This window comes from Nocardiopsis sp. NPDC057823, from assembly GCF_042797335.1.
Taxonomy (GTDB): domain Bacteria; phylum Actinomycetota; class Actinomycetes; order Streptosporangiales; family Streptosporangiaceae; genus Nocardiopsis; species Nocardiopsis changdeensis.
This window is the reverse complement of record NZ_JBHVLR010000003.1, coordinates 357,363-376,827: the sequence shown is the minus strand read 5'-3', so window position 1 is coordinate 376,827 and position 19,465 is coordinate 357,363. Positions and strand designations below refer to the sequence as shown.

Below are 19,465 nucleotides of genomic sequence, written 5' to 3'. Positions count from 1 at the left end.
GCCGGGCCACCCACCCGGCACCCTCACCCCCAGGAGGTCGCCCCGTGCGATACCTGCCCAGCTGTTCGGCGTATCTCGCCGAGCACCGCCCCCCGGCGCGCTGGCGCCGGCCCCGCACCGCGGGGCGCCCCCGCACCTACGTCACCCACCCCGCGGGTGACCTCGCCCCCCTGGCGCTGGCCGTCGTCCGCCTGCTCACCGCGAGGGGGCTGCGATGACGAAGCGCGACGAGATCCCGCAGGGCCTCGTGTTCGAGGTCCACGAGCTGCCGCTCGCCGACCTCCGCGCGTGGGCCGCCGCCCGCGGCGTCGAGGTCGACTACGCGGGCCCGTCCCTGGAGGGGCGCATGATGTACGCGGCCGTCTCCGGCCGCCAGATGCGCGTCACCCGCACCGCCACCCTCGACCCGCGCCGCACGCCGATCCTGTGGCACAGCCCGCTGTGCAGCCCCGGCCGCGAGCGGGAGCGGTGGTGACCGCCATGGGTATCGAGGACGCCCTTACCGCCCTGCTCCAGGGCAGGTGGACGCTCACCACCGAGACCGACGACGACGGCGTCGCCAAGATCGTCGCCTACCGCCCCGTCGGGTGGACCGGCCCCGGCGACCCGCACGAGCGCCTGGAAGCGGACGACACCCAAGGCATGTGGTCCCTGCTCGTCCGCCGCGAGGACCTCGACGCCCCCGAACCGCCCCGGCCCGAGGTCTCGCGCATGCGCGGGATCGGGAAGGACCTGCCGGGCCTGGGCTGGGCCGTCGGCGACTGACCCCCGCCCGTCCGGACCCCCTCGGCCGGGCGGGCGGGATCCAGACCGCGGCGCCCCACCCTGTGGCCGACACCTGGGGAGGGCAGGCGCCGCAGCCCGACCGGCATGGTGTGTCGGGCAGGGCGGGGCGTCCCCCTGGGCGCTCCGCCCTCTGAACCATCGCACCGAGGTGCGATCCGCGGTCCTCCTCTTCGTGGGGGCGAGGAGGACCACCACCGTCCGGTCTCTGCGAGCCGGACACCTGGGTTGGGTCCCCGTGATGGCCCTACCCACCAGGGGCCGCCGGATCTGGAGCCGGCGGCCCCTCCATGAGCCCCGCGCGCTCGGAACTTCGGCGACCCCTCCGTGCCGGGCGCGCGGGCCCCACCACGGCGGCCGGGCAGCCGGATAAGTGCCCGCGCGATGGCTCCGGGCTGATCGGGAGCCATGATCTGCAATCGCGCGGGCCGCCGCCCCACACGAAGAAGGCCCGGCCGGGTGCGTGAACACCCGGCCGGGCCGACCTCTTCCAGGACCACCAAGGACGCAGGAAGAAGCCATGAAGAAGATACACGGCCCTGAGGACGCCCCGTCGTCCCTGCCCTACTACGCGACGATCACCGGGAGCCTGGCCATCGCGGTCGGGCTGGTGGTCGTCAGCTACGGGCACATCAGGAAGTTCGCCGCTGCGGCCGGGGCGGCCGCCTGGGAGGCCGCGGTCATTGCTGCCACAGTGGACGCCCTGGTCGTGCTCTCCATCGCCGCCATCGGGCACGCTCGCGGCCGCGGCCACCAGCCGCCGGCCATGGCCAAGATCGCGCTCATCGTCGGCATCCTGGCCACGACGGGCGCGAACATCCACCACGGCCTCGACCACGGGTGGATGGGCATCGTCGTCAGCCTGTGGGTGCCCGTGGCCGCCGAGCTGGCCTACCAGCTCGCGATGGCCGCGGTGAAGATCGGCCCGCACGGCCACGGCCGCGACGGCCGCGCGGTCATCTGCGCGCGGCCGATCCCGGTGGCCGCGGTCACCGCCCGCGTGGACGGCCAGCGGCGGGCGGCCATGGCCGCCGTCGAGGAGGAGCGCCGCCGCCTGGCCGCGCGGCCGCGGGTGTGCGGCGCGGTCGTGACCGTGGCGGCGGCCATGGGGCGCGTGTCCGCCCAGCGGGCCGCGGTCGCTGCCGCGGCCGCCGAGCAGGACGCGGCCATGGCCGCGCGCCCGGCCATCTGCGGCGGGCGGCTCGTGGCCGCGGACACGCTGACCGCGCACCTGGCCGCGCCGGACCGGCCCGAGATCTGCGGGTCCTTCATCCCCGTGGCCGAGGTGACCGTCCCGGCCGTCGACGACCGGCCGGTCATCTGCGGCCGCCTGGTGACCGTGGCCGAGCTGCTCGCCCGCACCCCCGTGGCCGACCCGGCGGCCGCGGCCACGAAGGAGCGGGCGGCCGCGCCGAAGCCCCGGGCGGCCAAGGCCACGGCCACCGCGGCCCTGGTGGCCGCGCGCGAGGACGCGGTCATGGAGTGGCTGACCGACCCCGACGCGGGCGATGACCGCGTGGCCACGGCCACGGGCGCGGACATCGTCGGCCTCCTGGCCGAGCGCGACCTCGGCGAGGTGTCCGAGCGGACCGCGCGCCGCCTCCTGTCCGCGGCCAAGCGCGAGCTGTCCGGCCAGCCCCGCCTGGCCGCCGTGTAGACCCCGCGGCCACCGGGCAGCGCGCCCGACCCAGTGGCCGCGGACCCCCGGCCCGCGTGGCCGGGTCCGGCCGGTCGCCCGTTTCTTCCCCGCGGGCGGCCGGCCACCTCTATGCTCCGATCACCAGCTCGTGATCGGAGTCCCCCCATGTCGAAGAAGTGGATCATCGGCCTCAGCATCCTTGGCGTCCTCGTGGTCATCGCCGGGATCATGAACGCCACCGGGATGCTCGATGACGTCGACCCCGCCCCCGTTGAACCGGCCGCGGAGGCGCCGGCCACCCCGAGCCCGGAGGAGGAGGCCTCGGAGATCGACACCGAGGCGGCCGCAGACCTGGCCGAGCAGTCCGCCCTGTGGGACGAGTGGGAGGAAGCCGCCAAGGCCGAGGCCCACGTTGAGGCCGTCCGCGCGGTCGAGCCCGCGTTCGTCGCCGACGAGGACCTGATCGACCGCCAGGCTGGGCGCACGGTGAACACGTGCCAGGACATCCACGACGGCCTGGAGGGCGCCGAGCTGACCGACCGCGTGGTGCAGCGCATGTCCGGCGGCACCGCCACGATCGACGCCGCGCAGGCGGAACAGCTCATCAACGCGATGAAGGAGCACGTCTGCCCATGACCGGCGACCAGATCATCGCGACCGCAGCCGTCGCCGTGGCGCTCGTGTCCATCATCGCGAACGTGCTCATGTGGCTGGAGGCCCGGCGGTCTGCGGAAGCCTCCGAGCGTTCCGCCGCATCTTCCGAGAGTTCCGCGGCCGACAGTCGCCGCATGGCCCGCCTTGGGCTCGACCAGTACCACGACTACCTGCGGCCACGTGTGCCGGGGCGTGTGCAGACCGACACTGTGGAGGATCCGAACCGTCCGGGCCGGTACATGGTCCAAGCCCTCATCACTCTCGAAGCCGGGGAGGCGCCACCACGCGACTACCGCGTCTCTGTCACCGGGCACACGTTGAACAGCACCATGTGGCTCAGCGGGGCTTTCACGATGCGAACGGGCCGAGAGGAACGGTACTTCCTCGGGAGCATCTCGCCCGGCGATCCCATCAAGATCGTCGAGCTGTCGGTGAAGTTCTGGCCCAACGACGCCGTTAGCGGCGACTCTGGGCTTGACCCCTGGTCGTGCCCCTGCGGACTCGACGATCAGGACGCCGGGCACTGGCGCGCTCGTGTTCCCGTCGACTTCGACCCGAGCGCCATCGGCGATCCCAGGTATCTGCATTAGCGAACGCCTCGACAGGAAGGGAATCAGGCTTCGGGGCCGGCCTTCCGCGGCCGTCCTCCGCCGGCGCCCTTCCCCGGCCGGGCCCGAGCCCACTTGTCGATGGTCTCGGGCTCCCACACCGGGGAGCGCCCGAAGACTTGGTCGGGCGGCGGGAAGTCGCCGGGGCGCGGCGCGCCGTCACGGCGCCGCTTGGCGGCGTGACGGTGGTAGCCCTCCACAGTGGCCGCGGTGAGCGGTCCGCCGTCGCGGCCGGTGATCTGGTGGTGCTCGGCCAGGTAGGCGGGCAGCTCGGAGAGCTGCAAATACGTAGGCACATTCACCGTGCGTATGTTACACGCGGACGGTGCGCGTCGGAAGACGCGCGCGGCCGCAGGACCGGGATAGCGTGCCGCAGGCGCGCCCGCAGGAGGTCGCGAACACCGGCGAGATCCCGCCCGCCCGCACCAGCGACGGGGCGGGCCTTCCGGAGCCTGCCACGAGGCCCGCGCGGTCCCGGTGGGGCGAACACGAAAAGGCCCCCGGCGTCAGCCGGGGGCCTTCTTCGTCGCCCTACTGGGACTCGCCGTCCCGGTCCTGGTCGTCCTCGAAGAGGGCGGCCAGGGTGTCCGGGACGGTGATGGCGCGGGCCTCGTGGCAGGCGGCCAGCATGGCGGCGTCGATGGCCATCTCCGGCGCCAACCCAAGGGCCCGCCCCGTCGCGTAGGTGCGGAGCAGGGCGGACAGGATCTCGTTGGTGTTCATAGCGACCTCCTAGGGTGTGACAAGGTCGCGTCATCCCGGGACAAGGGCGCGCGCAACCCGCCCGAGGAACGAGGGCGGGTTACCCCTCCGCCGACGCCCCGCGTCCGCGCCCGGACGCGGCGACGCCCCGGGGGGTTGTCACACCCGATCCCCGGGGCGTCTGTCCCCTCGCGCGGGAGGTCGCACTACCGCACGGGGGAGTCCAGTCTACGAACCGCGTGTGCGGTCGTAGAGTGTGGCGACGTCTCCGATGTTGGCGGCCTCGTGGGCGCCGATCACCGCGCAGGCCTCGGTGAGCGCCTTGACGCGCTCCATCGCCAGGGCGAGGCCGTGCCGCCGGTGGGAGAAGTCGATGTTGGGCCAGACCTCGCCGGTCTCGGCCAGGATCTCCGCGACGGTCCCCCACTCGTTGAGCGCCAGCTCGACCATGCGCTCGCGCTCGCGTGCCGTGCTCATCCTCAGCTCTCCTCTCGCGAGCCGAACTCGTCGAGCCCGGCCTGCCGAAGGTGGACGTGCAGGTCGTCCGGGTCGGTGTCGCTGCGGGCGTGAGACCTCAGCCAGCCCCCGGCGGTCTCGGGCGCACCGCAGACGGTGAGGAGCGATGCGAGGTCCTCGGCCTCGGAGCAGGACAGCTGGGGGCCGATCTCGCCGACGAGGTCGGAGTCCGACCAGGTGTCGACGAACCGGTCCGCCAGCTCGGCGTCGAGCAGCAGGACGCGGCGCTCGGGGTAGGCGATGTGGACGGCCATCACCACGGCTCCTCTCGCAGTTCGGCGGCGTGGATGTCCACGGCCTCACCGCCCGGGATCTGGAGGAACAGGAGCTGGGTGGTGGGGCACGGCCACAGGTAGGCCTGCCCGGACTGCGGGGTGCGGCACCCGCTGCACTGGCCCGACTCGGTCGGGGAGTGCAGGTCCAGGACGGCGAGGGCGGCCTCGGCGAGGTGGTCGTGACCGGCGGCCCGGACCAGCTCCTCCAGCCGGTAGCGCGTGGACCCGATGAGGGCGTGCGGGCACTCGCCCCGTTCGGCGCGGCGCAGGTCGTGGCGGAACGCGGTGGACGTCAGGCGCTTGCGGGGCAGGGCGCGGGCGTGCTCGGCGGCCTCGCGCTGCGCCCACGCGCGCATCATGGCGGCGAAGTCCTCGTCGGAGGCGCCCGCCCAGTCGGAGTCGGACATCGGGATCCCCTTTCCGGGGCCCCGGCCGGAGCCGGGGCCCGCAGGTGTCAGGCGGCGAGACGGAAGGCGTCGAAGGCCTGGTGCTTCAGGCCGATGACGCGGGGCTGGATGAGGGTGCGCTCGGCGCGTGCGACCTCGGCGGTCACGCGGCCGTTGCGGACGGGCGCGTAGTGGTCCAGGTACTCCACGACGCTCTGGTATCCGGCCCACGCGGTGCCCCGGATGGCGGCCTGCGTGGGGGCCTCGGTGAACAGCCGCTCGGCCTCGGCGAGGATGGCCCGGCGGTTGGCGGTCTGGCGGTCGGTCGGGTCGGTGGGCTCGGGCCAGACCTCGGCGCGGAGGATGTCCATGAACCGCCCGTCGGTCAGGGTCTGGTCGATCATGCGCTCGGCCTCGGTCTGGAACCCCTCCAGGTAGGTGAAGGTCATCCCCAAGGCCTGTCGGGCTTCGGCGATCTTGGTGGTGGCGCCGGAGGTGTGGCGGATGGAGTACACCGACCGGGCGTCCCGCAGGGCGGCGGCCTGCGTGTTGGCGCACACGATGCGGACCGGGGAGACGATCAGGCGCATCGCGGCGGACCCGTCGTGGGCGTTCAGGGCGGCCACGTACAGGTCGAGTTCGTCGGTCCCGCCGACGCGCATGGTCTCGGGCAGGCGCATGGTCACGAAGATCTCGCGGCCGCCCCGCAGGGACCCGGCGGTCTCGAAGTGCGCGCCGGACTGGTCGATGATCGCTTCGAGGACGTCGGTCAGCTCCTCGTTCTGCACGGGGCGGTAGCGGTCGCCGACGACGCCGAGGACGTCGGGGAGGCCGGTCTCGGGGTGGGTGCGGACGGTGGCGTAGGCGTCGGGGACGGCCAGGGTGGTGCCGCCCTCGGTGATCTGGAGCGGGGTGGTGTGGACGTTCCAGCGGTCGAGTCGGGCGGTGCGCAGCGCGGTCGCGCCGCTGAAGGTGTCGGGGAGGACGGTGCCGAGCCGGTGCCAGGCGTCGACGCGGGCGGAGACGAAGGAGGTGGAGCCGTCGGAGAACCTCTCCAGCTGGTGGGCCATGGTGGGTGCGACCTCTCGTGAGGGTGGAACAGAAACCTTGACACGGTCACCGTGTCTATGTTTAGTATATGCGGTTGTGCCGACATTTGCCACGATCAGCGTGGCTAGGTTTTGGGTCCCGCGCGCCGGGACGGGCGGCGCGCGGGACCGGCTCTCAGGCCTCCGCGCCTGCGGTCGCGGAGTCGTAGGCCCGGCGGTAGCCCTGCGCTTCGAGCCGCTGCCGCGTGGCGGGAACGGCGCTGGTGGGGATGCGGCGGGAGGCGACCAGTGTGCGCGTGGCGCCGTCGGTGAAGTAGTGCCGCTCCTGCCAGCCGCCGGGCGGGACCGGCGTGAGGGTCACGGTGAAGGCCACGCCGTCCGCCTCGCGGGCGTAGGCCTCGGTGACGGGCTCGGCGGGGGCGGCCTTGGTGGCCAGGTTGCGGGTCAGGATGACCGCGAGCCGGTGGTAGCAGCGCAGCCCCTCACCGAGCACGTAGGCCGGGCAGGTGCACAGGTCGGGGGTGGTCATGTAGCTGGTCTCACCGTCCGTGGACAGCACCGAGTACACGTCCTCGTGGATGGGGTGGATGTTGCCCCGGTCCACCAGCAGCAGGGCCCGGGACTTCTGGTCGGTGGTCCAGGTGATCCGCGCGGTCCGAGTCATGGGGGCGACCTCCTTGTAAATCCTTGACACGTTCACCGTGTCTATGTTTAAGTGTACCCGGATGTGCCGACATTAACCACGTTGAGCGTGTCTAAGTTTCGTGTTTCCTGAACCCCCCGCGGCCCGTGCGGGCCGTCGTGTAGAAAGGTCGCCATGGGAGCCATCCAGGAACCGAGCCCCGCCATGGGCGGGTGGGGCGTCGAGTGCCGCAGCGAGTCCGCGTACCTGTCCGACGACATCCCCGAAGGCGACGGCCCCGGCCGGTTCACCGTCCGACCCGACGGCGTGGCCCTGCCCATCAAGCACCTGCACCACCTGCTCGCCTGCGTCGACCTGGCGTGGGACTGGTGGATCCGCAACGGCACCGGCGAGATCGGCGACGGGTGGACCACTCAGGTCACACGCGACGGCGACACCGTGGTGATCACCGGCATCCGGACCGCGCCGAGCCTGGCCTACGCCCACGAGCAGGGCCTGACCACCGTGCACATGCTGGAGCCCACCTACGCGGAGCTGCCCGACCTGCACCGGAAACTGAACGACGTGATCGCCACGGGCATGGACGCCTGACCCCGACACCACTCGCGCCACCCGCTCCGGCGCCTCGACTCCGAGAGAGATCCCCCATGAAGCGAGTGCACACCGTCACGTTGCTCCTCCTCGTTGCCGCGCTCACCTCCTGCGGCACCACCGAGGCCCCCGGAGCCGACGGCGCCGAACCCACCCCGGCCGAACAGGCCATCACCGTCGAGCTGGTCACCGACGACGGATCCATCGGCCAGAACCACGACGACGAGTACTGCGTCTGGCGCAACCCGGAGTACGTGCTCCGCGATGGCTCCGGCGACATCATCGCCACCGGCACCCTGGAGAGTGTCCTGCCCGGTGAGGCTGAGGCCGGCGGCGAGCCCGCACAGCTCGGCCAGGTGCACAGCACCGAGCCCTACGAATGCACCATGGCCGCCAACGTCACGGCGCCGGAGTCCGACTTCTACGAGCTGGAGGTCACCGCCACCGAGATCGCAGGAGTGACCTACGGTGAAGGCGGTGGCGCGGACTTCGAGCAGACCTCCGCCACGGTGACCTTCTCCCTGGAGGACGCACAGGAAGTGGTCGAGGTCGAGTTCTGAACGGTCACCCCCGATCGATGGCGGCGTGGCTTTCTGTGATCAGGCCAGGTCAGGCTTAGATTCGGTGCATGAATGGTGAACTCACCGATCTTCAGGTTCGCGCCCTTGCCTATATCGAGGAGGCCGGGGGCGGAACTGTATCTGGACAGACGGCCGCCGAAGCCCTCGGCGTGGAGAACGACGGGGCCTTCAAGGAGGCCATGGAAGACCTCAAGCACTTCGAGAGGGCCATTCTTCACGTCTACCCGATCGAAGTAGACCAGCTGCCGGACCCTGGGATTCTGAGCTTCGGCGGGTTGACCGAGAAGGGGCGCGCTTTGCTTGAGGAACATCGCTCCTGAGGCATGCGAAAGAGGCCCGGCACCCCACACGGGATGCCGGGCCTCGGTGCTGTCCGGGCGTCAGCCGAACATCTTCCTCCAGGTCTTCGGGCCGGTGAGCCCGTCGACGTCGCGGCCGGTGAACCCGGCGCGGCGCTGCCACGCGGCGACACCGTCCTTCGTCTTCGGCCCGTACCGGCCGTCCTTCTTCACGCCGACCTTGTCCTGGATCTTGCGGATCGCGGGCCGGTCCCGCTCCCAGAACCCGGAGTGGTTCCGCGGGTCGACGGACTCGGGCCCGTACCAGTGCCCCGCGGGCAACGGGTACGGTTCAGCGCCGCCGGTGCGCTTCAGGTACGCGGCCTCGGTGACCTTGCCCCACAGGCCGTCGACGGTGACGCCCAGCTCTTCCTGGAGCCACTCGACTCCGGCGAGGGTGAGCTTGCCGAACTTCCCGTCGACCTCCAGGCGGGGCGTGTACCCGAGGTCGTTGACGGCCTCCTGCTGGTCTCTGACCGGCCGGACGCTGGTCATGTGCGGGACTGTGCCCCCGCCTCCGCTCCCGCCGCCGGGGGCGGGCGTGCCCGACCCGGCGCCGGCCAGGGTGCCGTCGGCGATGAGCCGCTTCGTCGGCGTCCCCGGGCAGGACGTCGAGATGAACTGGTAGTGGCCGCGGATCGCGGAGGCTACCGCGCGCCGCTGCCGGATGTAGGTGCGGTAGTCCCGCCACGCCTGGATCATCTCGGGCGTGGGCTTCTCGTTGCCGCCGACCATCATCTGGATGGAGTACCAGGTGCTGTTGCCGCCGGGCTGCGCCGCCTGCTGCCGGTCGAGTCCGCGCATCTCGAACACGTACCCGTGCGGGCAGGCGAGCGCCGAGTATCCGCCTCCGGCCCAGCCCTGGTTGAGATGCTGCCGGTGGACCCTGCGGACGTAGTCGTAGCACGCGAGGTGGGGCTTGCCGATGAGTCCGATGGCGCCGCCGTTGTAATGGGCCACGCACCCCTTGGTGGGATTGGCGTAGCTGCCGATGCTCGCCGGGCCGCCCCACATCTTGCGGGTGATGAGCTTCATCGGTCAGCCCTGCTCGTCGTCGGCGACCATCTCGTCGCCGAGGTGCACGTCGAGGAACGCCGTGTCGGCGGCCTTGACGGTGCGGGGCGAGTACACGCTGGCCCGGCCGAGCAGGGTCACCAGGACGCCGACGATGCCCTCGACGTAGTGCTCGCCGAACACGCCGGTGAAGGACTGGCCGTTGACGAGCATCTCGTAGCCGACGAACCCCACGGCGACGAGGAACGCCAGGTAGGCGAGGGGCTCCTTGGTGGGTCGCAGGTGCTCGCGGATCGTGGCCAGGACGGTGGACAGGGACATGGTGGTCTCTCCTCAGAGGCGGGTCGCCCGGGGCTGGCCCGGACGTGAAGAAGCCCCGCGCTGGGGCGGGGCTCGGCGGCGCTCAGGCGCCGTGATCGTGGGGGTCGCGCGCCCGGCAGCGGACGCGCCGGTGCACGATCCAGGCCGTCGCGATGGTGACCGCGGCGGCGACGAAGATGACGAGGCGGGCGGCCTCGTGTCCGGGGAAGTCGCCGCCGAGGTTGCGGGCAACGACGAGGGTGAGGGTGATGGTCAGTACGGCCAGTCCGGCGACGAACAGCCGGCCGCCGCTGGAGCGGTACCAGGGGGCTCCGAGCAGGTAGTCGAGCAGGAACCCCCAGGTGAGCAGTGCGGACAGCACCGCCACCCACGTGCCCGCCTGGTACAGGTCAGGCATCACGGCCTCCCTCCAGGAAGTACAGGAACAGGTCGCCGAAGTGGTTCTCCTCCCTCAGGCGCCGGTGTCGGGCTACGACCTCCCGCGCCTCCGGGTCGCGCGCCTCGGCCTCGGCCAGGTCGGCCTCGGTGGCGTCGCGCATCGCCGCCAGCTCCTCCGGGGACAGGGGAGGGTCGGGGGTCCGGCGGCGTCGGCACAGGCGTGGGAGTCGGAGCCTCATCGGACATCGCCCTCCTCGGGCGTCTCGACGATGGTGCGCAGGGCATCCAGGCTCGCCGCGGCGGTGCGGGCGGCCTCGGTGCCGGCCGCGGCCTGGGTGGCGTACAGGTCGGCGCGCTTGCGCTCGGACTCGTACAGCTCCCGCATCTGCTTGAGCTGTTCGTCGCGTCCGGCGACGATCCGCTCGTGGGTGGCCGCGGGGATGAGGCGGCCGGTCGCGAGCAGGTACAGCCCGTACACGACGACGGCGAGCAGGGCGCCCGCGATGCCGACGTCCGCCCACGGGATGAGGCCGAGCAGGCTCGTCATGGTGGGGTCCACGGCCGCGAGGTCACGCGCCGCCCGCACCGCGGCCCCTTCTGCCGGGGCCGCTCACTGGGCCACGTCCGACTCGACCGCCAGCTTGAACTGGGCGTGGACGACCTTGCGCGCGACCGAGTCGTTGTGGCCTGCGAGGAAGGCGACGGGCGTGCCGGGGTGCACGAAGATCTCGTGGTGCTTGGTGAAGCACTGCATGCCCGGAGACGGGGGCCGGTGGTCGGTCGCCGTCGAGTCCGCGCCCGTGGTCAGGTCGAGGGGGTCGCGGACGAACCGGTCCCTCAGCTCCGAGTACCCGCCGGCCTCCCAGTGGATGTTCGCGGTCAGCGTCGCCCAGCCGGCCACCCGGGGCCAGATCAGCCCGGACCGGTCGTCGGAGTCCCAGGCCCCGATGGTGTACCCGTCGGGCTGGGCGACCTGGTGCATGGTGTGCGCGTCGTAGGACTCGGAGCTGCCGAACGGGAACCGGATGATGTGGTACCCGCCGTCGGCCGGGATGAGCTGGGGGGTGTCGCGGATCAGGGAGCACACGTACGTCGCCACGGTCAGACCTCCTCGGATTCCAGGGACGTGGTCTCGTAGAAGATCTGGCAGTGCATGAACGCACCGGTCGACGTGGCGGGCGCGGAATCGGACCAGTTCACGAGGTTGCCGCTGGCCTGGCCGGTGTCGAACCTGAAGCGGTCGATCTGCGCGCCGGTGCTCCCGGAGAAGATCATCGCGTGGCCCGCGTGCCGGGTCGTGTCGGCGGTCGAGGTCGCCAGCTGCGCGATGCCGAACCACCGGGTACCGACCTCCGCGGGGAGGTTCGTCGGCAAGCTCATCGCGTAAGGGCCCGAGCCCATGTTCGTCGTGGACCCGCGGGCCCACGTGAGGCGCAGCTCCACGACCCGGCCGGGCAACCTCCGGTACTTGCCGTTGAGGGTGCCGTTGCCGATGGACGGGTTGGTGCTGTCCGCGGTCCACAGCGGCGTGTACTCCTTGAACGGCCCGTGGTAGAGCAGCGTCTCCCACACCGAGCCGGTGTACAGCACCAGGGACTTGGTGTCGGTCTCGTAGATCATCTGCCCCTCGACGGGGTCCGGCGGGCGGGTGCCGGAGGTGACGACGGCGATGACCTGCTTGGCCAGGTAGGCGTTGACGTCGGCGGCCTTGAGGACCTCACCGACGAGCCACGTCTTGAACCCCACAGGGGCTCCTCTCAGAATCCGAGGGCGTTGTGGTCGAGCTGGCCGAGGATCGGCTCGTCGAGCACGAGGAACGCGGTGCGGGTGGCGGACTGGAGCGAGATGGTGGTCACCCAGTTGTCGGGGGTGATCTGGTGCTGCACACCCCGGACGATGCAGTCGCGGGAGATGACGTCGCCGCCGCCGGGCGGGCGCCGGCGGATCCGGATGCGGTCGCCGATCTCCAGGCCGAGCGCGAGCGGCATGGCCCGGCCCGGGTTCGAGCGGGGGGTGAGCACGAGCCGGTCGAACCGCACCTCGGGGTCGCGGGCCTGGTGCAGGACGAAGTGCGCCCACGCGCTGGCGGTCTCGTCGTCCTGCACGGGCAGGGTCGCCTCATACGTGCGGGGCTGGTACTGGGCCACGGACTGTTCGTCGCGGGCGACCTGCGGGGTGGTGCCCTCGCCCTCGCGGGTCGCGGCCACGATGTTGATGAGCTGGTCGTCGTCGGTGGTCAGCTCGACGTCACGGAACCGCACCTCGGGGTCGCGGTCGCCGAACACCGCCTGCGGGTGCACGGACCGGAAGTCCGTCGACAGGGCGGTGCGGCGGCGGAAGCGCAGCTTTCCGCCGCCGGTCATGTACAGCTCTCCCAGCTCGGCCTCGGCGGCGGCGCGCATCTGCTCCAGGCCGCCGCCCGCGAGGTCGGTGGCGATGAGGGTGGTGTCGCCGGTGTCGATGTCCCGGTCGACGTCCGGCCACTCCAGGGCGTCGAGGATGCGGTCGATGCGCGCCCCGGTGTCCTCCCCGGCGCCGACCGGGGTTTCGGCGGCGGTCAGGGTGTGGCCCTCGAAGACCTTGAAGGCGTCGGTGAACGTCACGCTGGTGGTGGATTCGTTGGGGTCGGACCAGGTGACCGGCCAGGCGTCGGAGTGGCCGCGGAGCAGGTCGTAGGTCATCTCCGGGGGCTGCCACGGGCGGAGCGGGCCCCGCTGCGCACTGAACGCCTGCGCGTAGGCGAGCACCGTGCCGAGCGGGATGGTGCCGTCGGTCCAGAGGCCGACCTGCATCCCGTACAGGACCCGGCCGGGCAGGACGGTGCCGGTCAGGGACACCCGGTGCCAGGCGTCTGGCTCGGGCGGGGCGGGCACGAAGCTGGAGGCGATGGCGTCCTCGGCGAACGTCCCGGACGCGCCCACCAGGGACACGCCGACGATGTGCTCGAACACCTCGGAGGGGATGTACAGGTACACCGAGAGGGTGACCTGCTCGCCCTCGCCGATGGACCCGCCGGTGAACCCCGCCACGATGGTGGCCGCGTTGTGCGCTTCGAACAGGTTCGAGCCGGTGCGGGTGATGGCCAGCGCGTAGGGGCCGAACAGCGGCGGCGGGTCCACGTCGGAGGCGACCGACAGGGATGTCTCCCCGTTGGAGGTCCACCCGGTGGTGGTGCCGTCGGCGAAGTGCGGGTTCGTGATGAGGTTGTCGCGGGTGCCGTACCGGGCTCGGATGCGCATCGGCCGGCCGGTGGTGACCTGGGAGCGCCCCGACACGACGTAGGGGCCGTCCAAGTTGGTGGGGTCGAAGCGCCGGTCCCGGTTGTCCAGGACCAGGGCGCACGTCCCGGCGTCGTAGGACACGATCGGGGACGACACCCGGTCTGAGCCGCGGGAGATGTCCGCGGACCGCACCAGGTGGGAGATGTCCTCGAACACCATGTCGCCGGCGAGGAGGTTGGTGTCCAGGCGGCCGCGGGTGGGGTCGTCGAGGTGGAAGATGAGCGGGTCCGTCGCCGACACGAACGACGCTTCGAGGATGAGGGTCGGCATGCCCTTGAGCGGTGAGGACTGGCCGACCTCCACGGCCACCCCGGACGAGGGCGGGGTCTGCTCGCCGCGCCGGTACTCCACGAGCAGCCACAGGGCGGTGACCCGCCGGTGCACGCTCGCGGAGGTGACGGTGGTGTACCCGATCTCCGCGTCGTCCAGGCGCGCCGGCGCCCACCGCTGGTCGGTGGCGTCCGGGTCGAGGTGGGAGGTGAGCGTGTACAGCGACACCGGGCCGACACCGTGGGTGGCCCACCCGGCGGTGGCGCAGTCCAGGGTGGACCCGGTCACGGTGGTGCCGTCCGGGGAGGTGAGGGTGAGCGCCAGGTCGCGGGTGCCGGTGGTGCCGATGGAGCCGACGCGGGCGCCCACCTGGAGGAGCATGATCGTGTCGGTGTCCAGCAGCATCGGCGGCCGCGCCGCCAACGCGAACCGGTCGGCGGCCGTACCGGAGGCGGACCGCCACGTGAACGACTCGGAGTCGTCCGGGGTGAGGTCGCGGATCTCCTGCCAGTTGTCCCCGGCCGGGGAGGACCACTGGGTGAGCGCCCCGGCGGCGTTCGGGCGCATGTGCACGATGTGGCCCTCGCCGGGCCAGGTCTGTGCGCCGTCGCCGTTGATCGCGATGTCGTCGAGGTACAGGTCGACGGTGGCGGGCGTGCACACCCCGAGGCGGAACCGGTTGATGTTCTCGCCGATGGTGATGGGGTCGGTGGTGTTGGCGAACAGGGTGCCGTCGAGGCGGGCGCCGACGCCGCCGTTCAGGGGGCCGACGCGCAGCTCGACGCGGTGCCACACCGACAGCGCCAGCGGGGCGGACGCGGATCCGATCTGCGCGCCGGCGACCTCGTCGTCGTCCCACAGCTGCAACTGTCCGGCCGCGGTCAGCCGGACCGAGGCGACGACGAGGTTGGCGTCGTCGACGGCCTGCACGACCGAGACCGTCTCAGCGGGGAGGGCGTCGACGCGCACGTACACCCGCAGGTACCACGGGGAGGTCTCGGTGGCGGCGACCTGGTGGGAGATGAACCCGACCTCGGTGGTGGTGGCGCAGCGCAGGGACGCCAGGCCCGAGCGGGCGATGTCCGTGGAGATCGCGATCTGGCCGTTGCCGCCGTCGAACTCGACCCCGTCCACCAGGCTTTGCAGCTCGAACCCACACGACCACGCCCGGTTCTGCGCCAGGACCGGTTCCGGGACGGGGCGGAGCAGGACCGCGGTGGCGGCCATGACCCCGGAGGTGTCGGCGGCGACCCGGTACTCGGGCGGGGCGCCGTCCGCGGCCAGGACCGCGTACCCGCTGATGATGGACCGGGGCAGGTCGGTGATGGTGGTCAGGCCCACGCTCAGGCGCTTGGGGGTCTCGTCCCAGTGGAACCCGAACACCATGAGGATGTCGTCGGCCAGGCCCGACAGGCTCGGCACGACGATCTCGGAGATGCCGCCGTTGTGGTCGTGGGCAGTGGACACCACCTCGACGTTGCGCCACACCTGGAGTTCGACGAAGTGCCAGTGGTCGCCGGAGAAGCTGAAGGTGTAGTTGGCCGGTTCGTCGTCGGCGCTGTGCTGGTACACCCAGTTCGCCACCGAGTTGCCCTCGAACTCCTGGGCGACGACCTCCGTCCACCCCGCGGGCGGGGTGATGGTCGACTGGTCGTTGCTGGTGACCAGCGCGAGCAGCAGGTCGCCGTCCTGGGTTTCGGGAGGCACGTCGACGACGACGTCGGTGACGAACCCCCCGGCGGTCGCGGACGCGATGTAGTGGTCAGTCACGCCGCCACCGCTTACCGTTGCGCTTCTCGTACTCCTGGATGGCCTCCACGGTGGCCTTGCCGACCGCGGCCTTGTCCGCGTTCGGCGGCACGACGACGGTGATGGTGTAGGTGCGGTGGTCGCCCATGTGCTCGGGGCGGCGCAGCTCCTCGGGGCCGCCGGTCCGGTTGTTCACCAGGTTCAGCCCCGGGGCGAGCACACCCCCGTTGTCGAACACCGCGGCCTCGCGGCCGCTGGAGCCGCCGGTGCCGCTGCCGCGGGTGCCGGCCACCTGGTCCCCGGCAACGGGAGCGAACCCGTACACGCTGGAGTAGAGGCGGTCGTGGGCGCCGCGGGCGTGCTTGCCGATGACGACGCCGGCCGACCCGCGCGACTCGACATTGACCCCCATCAGCGTGCCGCTGGTGTGCCCGACGCCGGCGTGGGTGATGCCGACCATGTACGGCGACTTCAGGCCCCGCACCCACCCGGCCGGGGCCGACCCGCCGCGGAAGGCGTGCGTCGAGTAGCGCCGGAAGTACGGGCCTACGCCGCGGATCGAGTTCTCGATCGCGCCGGTGAACCCCGAGCAGTCGTAGCCCCTGGGCCCGGCGCCGCCCCAGATGTACGGCTTCCCGGCCTGGTTGCGCGCCCACCGGGCGGCCCGCTGGAGCCGCTGGGAGGCGTTCTCCAGGCCCACCCACCCGGCGGCGCCGCCGGCCATGGAGGCGGCGTGGTCGGAGTCGGCCTTCTTGAACCGGTCGAGGATCTTGTCCCGCCAGGCGGCGAACATCTTGTAGGGGATGGCCTCGAAGTTGTTGCCGGTCGAGTAGTCGCCCTTGAGCCTGTCCCGCAGGGCGTTGAGGGGCTTGGTCGCCCACTCCTTGACCTTGCCGACGATGCCGTCCCACTTCGAGGACAGCCACTCGCCGACGATGCCGCCCCTCGCGTAGCCGTCCATGGAGTCCAGCGGGGGCTGGCCGCGCGCCACGTCCGAGGCGGACCGTGCCAACGGCACGTCCCGGAACTGCGACAGGTCCCGGCCGGACATGGCGGCCCGGTTGACGGCGTGCAGGCGGGCGCGCTCGTAGGGGTCCTTCATGGCCTCGCTCACGTACACGCCTTCGCCCTCGCGCATCGGCCGCAGATGGGTGTCGCCGCCCCGCCAGCTCGACCGGCCGGGCAGGATGCCGCCGCGGGAGAAGCCCTTGGGGAGCTTCATCTCCGACAGCTTCTTCAGGCCCGGGACCTTGTCGGCGACCTTGTTCCACAGCGGCACGACCCCGTCGTTGTAGACGGTGCGGATGACGAACTTGACGGGCTTCCGGGCGACCTCTTCGAGCTTGTCCCAGACCTTCTTGATGCCGTCCTTGGCGCGGGTGAACGCCGCGATCATCTTGTCCTTGAGCGTGGTCACCGCGGACACGATCCGATCCCGCAGGCGCAGCGCCTGGGCGATGTGCCAGGCGACGAACGCCGCGAAGATGGCGCGCACCCGGTCCCGCAGCGAGGTGATCCGGGCGACGAACCCGGACACGAGGGCGGCGATGGTCGCGACGATCCGCTGGTGGAAGCCGACGACCTTCGCGATCACCCAGGTGACCAGGGCCAGGAAGATCGCCTTGCCCATCGCCCACAGCCGCTGGAACCAGGAGACCACCCCGTTGACCAGGTCAGGGATGATGCTGTTGCCGACGATGCGGTTGTACAGGTCGACGATGGGCTGGATGATCGCCTGGTACAGGGCGAGGAGGATGCCCTTGATCAGGGTGACGGCGCCGTTGAAGATCGCGACGACCGCGGTCCACAGGCCCGAGAAGACGCCCTTGACGCCCTCCCACATCCGGCCCCAGTCGCCGGTGAAGAGCCCGATGAAGATGTCGAGGATGCCCGAGATGATCGACAGGGCGCCGGAGAAGACGCCGGAGATGATCTGCCACGCGGCGACGACCACGGACTTGACCAGGGTGAACGCGGCCTTGAGGCGGCCGACGACCGTGCTCATCAGGAAGCCGACGACGAGCATGACCTTGTCGCCGTGGTCGGCCCACAGCTCCGACAGCCAGCCCATGACGCCGCGGACGATCTCGGTGATCTGACCGAAGATCTTCTGCAACTTCGGGGTGATGGTGCCCCACCACTCGGTGACGGCGGCCCACGCCTCCAGGGCGGTCGCCTTGATCTGCGGCCACACCGAGGACCACCAGGCGAGGAGGGCGTCCAGGCCCGGCTTGAGGGCGCCGTGCCACAGCGCGTTCCAGCCCGCCTTGATGCCGTTCCACACCGCAGTGACGGCGTTGCGGAACCCCTCGAACTTCATCCACGCGAGCACGACGATCGCGATGAGGGCGACGATCGCCAGGACGATCCACGTGATGGGGTTGGCCAGCAGCGACGTGTTCAGCGCCCAACTGCCGGCGGTCCACGCCTGCCAGGCCTTGGTGACCAGGCCCACGGTGGTGACCAGCGGGCCGACCACGGTGGCGATGAGGATGAGGGTGCCGACCAGGGCCACACCGGCGGCGGTCAGGGCCAAGACCTTCTTGGGGTTGTCCGCCATCCAGGAGGCCAGGCCCCCCAGGGCGGGCATCAGCTCGGAGCTGATGACGCCGGTGATGGACCGCCACACCGCCCGGAACTGGGCGGCGGGGCTTTCGCGCATCGCCTGGTTCGCGGCGTCGGTGGCGCCGGCCACGTCGGTGAGGGACGCCGTCGCCGGGTCCATCGCGGAGATGACCTTTGGGCCGAGGTCCTCGAACATGGTCCCGAACAGGGCGACGCCGATGGCCTCCTGCTTCACGGGGTCGCCGACCCGGCCGATGGCCTGGATGATCTCGGACATGGCGGCGGAGGCCGTGGGGCCCCCGGCGGCGATCCTCTGCGCCATGGAGTCGGCGTCCATGCCGAGCAGCTCGAACGCCTCCGCAGAGGACTTCGAGCCGTCGATGGCCCGGATCGAGAACTCCTTGATGGCGTCCGCGGCCAGGTCCGAGTTGCGGGCCCCGGCGGCCACGGCCGCCGACACCATGCCCAGCGACTGGGACCCGGTCAGCCCGAGGGCGTTGAAGGAGGCGCTGTACTCCTCGATGGTGTCGAGCAGCTCGGACTGCATCTCGGCGGGCAATCGCTGAGCAGCCCTGGTGATGAGGTCGAACGCCTCCTGGCCGGAGGAGGCCAGGTCGTTGCGCAGCAGCTGCCCGACGCCGCGCGTCACCCGGGAGACGTCCTCACCCATGACGGAGGCGAGCCCGAGCGCGGACTGCGACATCGACGTCAGCTCGCGGTCGGTCAGCGACCCGAGGTCCTCGACGTTCGCGCCGATCCCGCGGATCGCGGCCTGGACCTCCTCCACGGAGGAGCCGTAGTTGTCGGCGTACAGGCGCCCGGCGATCTCTCCGGCGCGCGCGGCGTCCTTCGCCGACAGGTTGAGCTGCGCAGTGAGGGAGGCCTGCGCCCCCGACAGGTCGAGGGCGTCCTTGAAACCCACGGCCAGGGTCCCGGCCGCGGCGGCTCCGCCCGCGGCGGCGATCGGCGCCATGGACTCGCTGATCTCCTGGCCCTTGCGGATCGCCCGAGCAGCGAAGTTGTCCAGGTCCTTGCTCGCGGAGCCCAGGCCCTTCTTCAGCAGGTTCCGGGCGAAGAGGCTGAACCCGAGGGAGGTGATCGTGGCCACGCCGAAGAGCCCCC

The 19,465-nt window shown here is 71.6% G+C and carries 25 protein-coding genes; 9 read left to right on the top strand and 16 right to left on the bottom strand.

Translation table 11 applies throughout. The features are described 5' to 3' along the window. Positions 1 to 44 precede the first annotated feature (44 nt). From ACFVNO_RS08460 to ACFVNO_RS08435, 6 genes are all read left to right on the top strand, one after another. Complete coding sequence (locus ACFVNO_RS08460) at positions 45 to 218, top strand: hypothetical protein (protein ID WP_378890685.1); 174 nt, start codon at positions 45 to 47, stop codon at positions 216 to 218. Further along, positions 215 to 475 carry a hypothetical protein gene (locus ACFVNO_RS08455; protein WP_378890682.1) on the top strand — a complete coding sequence of 87 codons (261 nt, stop codon included), beginning with the start codon at positions 215 to 217 and terminating at the stop codon, positions 473 to 475. Before ACFVNO_RS08460 ends, ACFVNO_RS08455 begins: the two co-directional genes overlap by 4 nt. A 5-nt stretch (positions 476 to 480) precedes the next feature. Then, positions 481 to 765, top strand: a complete 285-nt coding sequence (locus tag ACFVNO_RS08450) for a hypothetical protein (RefSeq protein ID WP_378890679.1) — start codon at positions 481 to 483, stop codon at positions 763 to 765. A gap of 538 nt (positions 766 to 1,303) precedes the next feature. Beyond that, complete coding sequence (locus ACFVNO_RS08445) at positions 1,304 to 2,440, top strand: DUF2637 domain-containing protein (RefSeq protein WP_378890676.1); 1,137 nt, start codon at positions 1,304 to 1,306, stop codon at positions 2,438 to 2,440. A gap of 147 nt (positions 2,441 to 2,587) precedes the next feature. Then, positions 2,588 to 3,058, top strand: coding sequence for a hypothetical protein (locus ACFVNO_RS08440; protein ID WP_378890673.1), 471 nt, complete (start codon positions 2,588 to 2,590; stop codon positions 3,056 to 3,058). Further along, positions 3,055 to 3,666 (top strand): hypothetical protein, encoded by a 612-nt coding sequence (locus ACFVNO_RS08435; protein WP_378890670.1) that lies wholly within the window; start codon positions 3,055 to 3,057, stop codon positions 3,664 to 3,666. Before ACFVNO_RS08440 ends, ACFVNO_RS08435 begins: the two co-directional genes overlap by 4 nt. A gap of 23 nt (positions 3,667 to 3,689) precedes the next feature. Here the strand turns inward: ACFVNO_RS08435 and ACFVNO_RS08430 are convergent, their stop codons facing one another. From ACFVNO_RS08430 to ACFVNO_RS08400, 7 genes are all read right to left on the bottom strand, one after another. Continuing rightward, positions 3,690 to 3,986: a hypothetical protein gene (locus tag ACFVNO_RS08430; RefSeq protein WP_378890667.1), complete on the bottom strand. Its 297-nt coding sequence runs from the start codon at positions 3,984 to 3,986 to the stop codon at positions 3,690 to 3,692. Positions 3,987 to 4,215: 229 nt separating this feature from the next. Continuing rightward, complete coding sequence (locus ACFVNO_RS08425) at positions 4,216 to 4,407, bottom strand: hypothetical protein (RefSeq protein WP_378890664.1); 192 nt, start codon at positions 4,405 to 4,407, stop codon at positions 4,216 to 4,218. Positions 4,408 to 4,614: 207 nt separating this feature from the next. Continuing rightward, positions 4,615 to 4,863 carry a hypothetical protein gene (locus ACFVNO_RS08420; RefSeq protein ID WP_378890661.1) on the bottom strand — a complete coding sequence of 83 codons (249 nt, stop codon included), beginning with the start codon at positions 4,861 to 4,863 and terminating at the stop codon, positions 4,615 to 4,617. Positions 4,864 to 4,865: 2 nt separating this feature from the next. Beyond that, complete coding sequence (locus tag ACFVNO_RS08415) at positions 4,866 to 5,156, bottom strand: hypothetical protein (protein WP_378890658.1); 291 nt, start codon at positions 5,154 to 5,156, stop codon at positions 4,866 to 4,868. Continuing rightward, positions 5,156 to 5,584, bottom strand: a complete 429-nt coding sequence (locus ACFVNO_RS08410; RefSeq protein ID WP_378890654.1) for a hypothetical protein — start codon at positions 5,582 to 5,584, stop codon at positions 5,156 to 5,158. Before ACFVNO_RS08410 ends, ACFVNO_RS08415 begins: the two co-directional genes overlap by 1 nt. Before the next feature lie 47 nt (positions 5,585 to 5,631). After that, positions 5,632 to 6,633: a DUF932 domain-containing protein gene (locus ACFVNO_RS08405; RefSeq protein ID WP_378890651.1), complete on the bottom strand. Its 1,002-nt coding sequence runs from the start codon at positions 6,631 to 6,633 to the stop codon at positions 5,632 to 5,634. Between the two features lie 154 nt (positions 6,634 to 6,787). Further along, the gene (locus ACFVNO_RS08400; RefSeq protein WP_378890648.1) at positions 6,788 to 7,276 is read right to left on the bottom strand and encodes an SWIM zinc finger family protein; all 489 of its coding nucleotides are present in this window, start codon (positions 7,274 to 7,276) and stop codon (positions 6,788 to 6,790) included. 153 nt (positions 7,277 to 7,429) lie between these two features. On the opposite strand from ACFVNO_RS08400, the gene ACFVNO_RS08395 reads away from it, so the two are divergent. The 3 genes from ACFVNO_RS08395 to ACFVNO_RS08385 all read left to right on the top strand — a co-directional run bounded on the left by ACFVNO_RS08395 (position 7,430) and on the right by ACFVNO_RS08385 (position 8,747). Continuing rightward, on the top strand, positions 7,430 to 7,846 hold the full coding sequence (locus ACFVNO_RS08395) for a hypothetical protein (RefSeq protein WP_378890645.1): 417 nt from the start codon (positions 7,430 to 7,432) through the stop codon (positions 7,844 to 7,846). 56 nt (positions 7,847 to 7,902) lie between these two features. Next, on the top strand, positions 7,903 to 8,406 hold the full coding sequence (locus tag ACFVNO_RS08390) for a hypothetical protein (RefSeq protein WP_378890642.1): 504 nt from the start codon (positions 7,903 to 7,905) through the stop codon (positions 8,404 to 8,406). A 68-nt stretch (positions 8,407 to 8,474) separates the two neighbouring features. Next, positions 8,475 to 8,747: a hypothetical protein gene (locus tag ACFVNO_RS08385; RefSeq protein ID WP_378890639.1), complete on the top strand. Its 273-nt coding sequence runs from the start codon at positions 8,475 to 8,477 to the stop codon at positions 8,745 to 8,747. 60 nt (positions 8,748 to 8,807) lie between these two features. Here ACFVNO_RS08385 and ACFVNO_RS08380 read toward each other — a convergent pair whose 3' ends face one another. The 9 genes from ACFVNO_RS08380 to ACFVNO_RS08340 all read right to left on the bottom strand — a co-directional run bounded on the left by ACFVNO_RS08380 (position 8,808) and on the right by ACFVNO_RS08340 (position 19,451). Continuing rightward, on the bottom strand, positions 8,808 to 9,800 hold the full coding sequence (locus ACFVNO_RS08380) for an N-acetylmuramoyl-L-alanine amidase (RefSeq protein ID WP_378890636.1): 993 nt from the start codon (positions 9,798 to 9,800) through the stop codon (positions 8,808 to 8,810). A 3-nt stretch (positions 9,801 to 9,803) separates the two neighbouring features. Continuing rightward, complete coding sequence (locus ACFVNO_RS08375; RefSeq protein WP_378890633.1) at positions 9,804 to 10,100, bottom strand: hypothetical protein; 297 nt, start codon at positions 10,098 to 10,100, stop codon at positions 9,804 to 9,806. Positions 10,101 to 10,182: 82 nt separating this feature from the next. Next, positions 10,183 to 10,497 (bottom strand): hypothetical protein, encoded by a 315-nt coding sequence (locus tag ACFVNO_RS08370; RefSeq protein WP_378890630.1) that lies wholly within the window; start codon positions 10,495 to 10,497, stop codon positions 10,183 to 10,185. Continuing rightward, positions 10,490 to 10,717, bottom strand: a complete 228-nt coding sequence (locus ACFVNO_RS08365) for a hypothetical protein (protein WP_378890627.1) — start codon at positions 10,715 to 10,717, stop codon at positions 10,490 to 10,492. Before ACFVNO_RS08365 ends, ACFVNO_RS08370 begins: the two co-directional genes overlap by 8 nt. Further along, entirely contained in the window at positions 10,714 to 11,064 is a 351-nt protein-coding gene (locus ACFVNO_RS08360; RefSeq protein WP_378890624.1) for a hypothetical protein, read from the bottom strand. The genes ACFVNO_RS08365 and ACFVNO_RS08360 overlap by 4 nt, the downstream gene beginning before the upstream one ends. Before the next feature lie 24 nt (positions 11,065 to 11,088). Next, positions 11,089 to 11,577, bottom strand: coding sequence for a hypothetical protein (locus ACFVNO_RS08355; RefSeq protein ID WP_378890621.1), 489 nt, complete (start codon positions 11,575 to 11,577; stop codon positions 11,089 to 11,091). A gap of 2 nt (positions 11,578 to 11,579) precedes the next feature. Further along, positions 11,580 to 12,224, bottom strand: coding sequence for a hypothetical protein (locus ACFVNO_RS08350; RefSeq protein ID WP_378890618.1), 645 nt, complete (start codon positions 12,222 to 12,224; stop codon positions 11,580 to 11,582). Positions 12,225 to 12,235: 11 nt separating this feature from the next. Beyond that, the gene (locus tag ACFVNO_RS08345) at positions 12,236 to 15,799 is read right to left on the bottom strand and encodes a hypothetical protein (RefSeq protein ID WP_378890615.1); all 3,564 of its coding nucleotides are present in this window, start codon (positions 15,797 to 15,799) and stop codon (positions 12,236 to 12,238) included. Continuing rightward, the gene (locus ACFVNO_RS08340) at positions 15,792 to 19,451 is read right to left on the bottom strand and encodes a hypothetical protein (protein ID WP_378890612.1); all 3,660 of its coding nucleotides are present in this window, start codon (positions 19,449 to 19,451) and stop codon (positions 15,792 to 15,794) included. Before ACFVNO_RS08340 ends, ACFVNO_RS08345 begins: the two co-directional genes overlap by 8 nt. Positions 19,452 to 19,465 lie beyond the last annotated feature (14 nt).

Coding starts and splice junctions, on each gene's coding strand:
- ACFVNO_RS08400 (WP_378890648.1), bottom strand. CDS start 7,276: ATGACTCGGACCGCGCGGATCACCTGGACCACCGACCAGAAGTCCCGG.
- ACFVNO_RS08435 (WP_378890670.1), top strand. CDS start 3,055: ATGACCGGCGACCAGATCATCGCGACCGCAGCCGTCGCCGTGGCGCTC.
- ACFVNO_RS08420 (WP_378890661.1), bottom strand. CDS start 4,863: ATGAGCACGGCACGCGAGCGCGAGCGCATGGTCGAGCTGGCGCTCAAC.
- ACFVNO_RS08445 (WP_378890676.1), top strand. CDS start 1,304: ATGAAGAAGATACACGGCCCTGAGGACGCCCCGTCGTCCCTGCCCTAC.
- ACFVNO_RS08380 (WP_378890636.1), bottom strand. CDS start 9,800: ATGAAGCTCATCACCCGCAAGATGTGGGGCGGCCCGGCGAGCATCGGC.
- ACFVNO_RS08385 (WP_378890639.1), top strand. CDS start 8,475: ATGAATGGTGAACTCACCGATCTTCAGGTTCGCGCCCTTGCCTATATC.
- ACFVNO_RS08440 (WP_378890673.1), top strand. CDS start 2,588: ATGTCGAAGAAGTGGATCATCGGCCTCAGCATCCTTGGCGTCCTCGTG.
- ACFVNO_RS08370 (WP_378890630.1), bottom strand. CDS start 10,497: ATGCCTGACCTGTACCAGGCGGGCACGTGGGTGGCGGTGCTGTCCGCA.
- ACFVNO_RS08455 (WP_378890682.1), top strand. CDS start 215: ATGACGAAGCGCGACGAGATCCCGCAGGGCCTCGTGTTCGAGGTCCAC.
- ACFVNO_RS08390 (WP_378890642.1), top strand. CDS start 7,903: ATGAAGCGAGTGCACACCGTCACGTTGCTCCTCCTCGTTGCCGCGCTC.
- ACFVNO_RS08410 (WP_378890654.1), bottom strand. CDS start 5,584: ATGTCCGACTCCGACTGGGCGGGCGCCTCCGACGAGGACTTCGCCGCC.
- ACFVNO_RS08405 (WP_378890651.1), bottom strand. CDS start 6,633: ATGGCCCACCAGCTGGAGAGGTTCTCCGACGGCTCCACCTCCTTCGTC.
- ACFVNO_RS08415 (WP_378890658.1), bottom strand. CDS start 5,156: ATGGCCGTCCACATCGCCTACCCCGAGCGCCGCGTCCTGCTGCTCGAC.
- ACFVNO_RS08425 (WP_378890664.1), bottom strand. CDS start 4,407: ATGAACACCAACGAGATCCTGTCCGCCCTGCTCCGCACCTACGCGACG.
- ACFVNO_RS08365 (WP_378890627.1), bottom strand. CDS start 10,717: ATGAGGCTCCGACTCCCACGCCTGTGCCGACGCCGCCGGACCCCCGAC.
- ACFVNO_RS08395 (WP_378890645.1), top strand. CDS start 7,430: ATGGGAGCCATCCAGGAACCGAGCCCCGCCATGGGCGGGTGGGGCGTC.
- ACFVNO_RS08375 (WP_378890633.1), bottom strand. CDS start 10,100: ATGTCCCTGTCCACCGTCCTGGCCACGATCCGCGAGCACCTGCGACCC.
- ACFVNO_RS08450 (WP_378890679.1), top strand. CDS start 481: ATGGGTATCGAGGACGCCCTTACCGCCCTGCTCCAGGGCAGGTGGACG.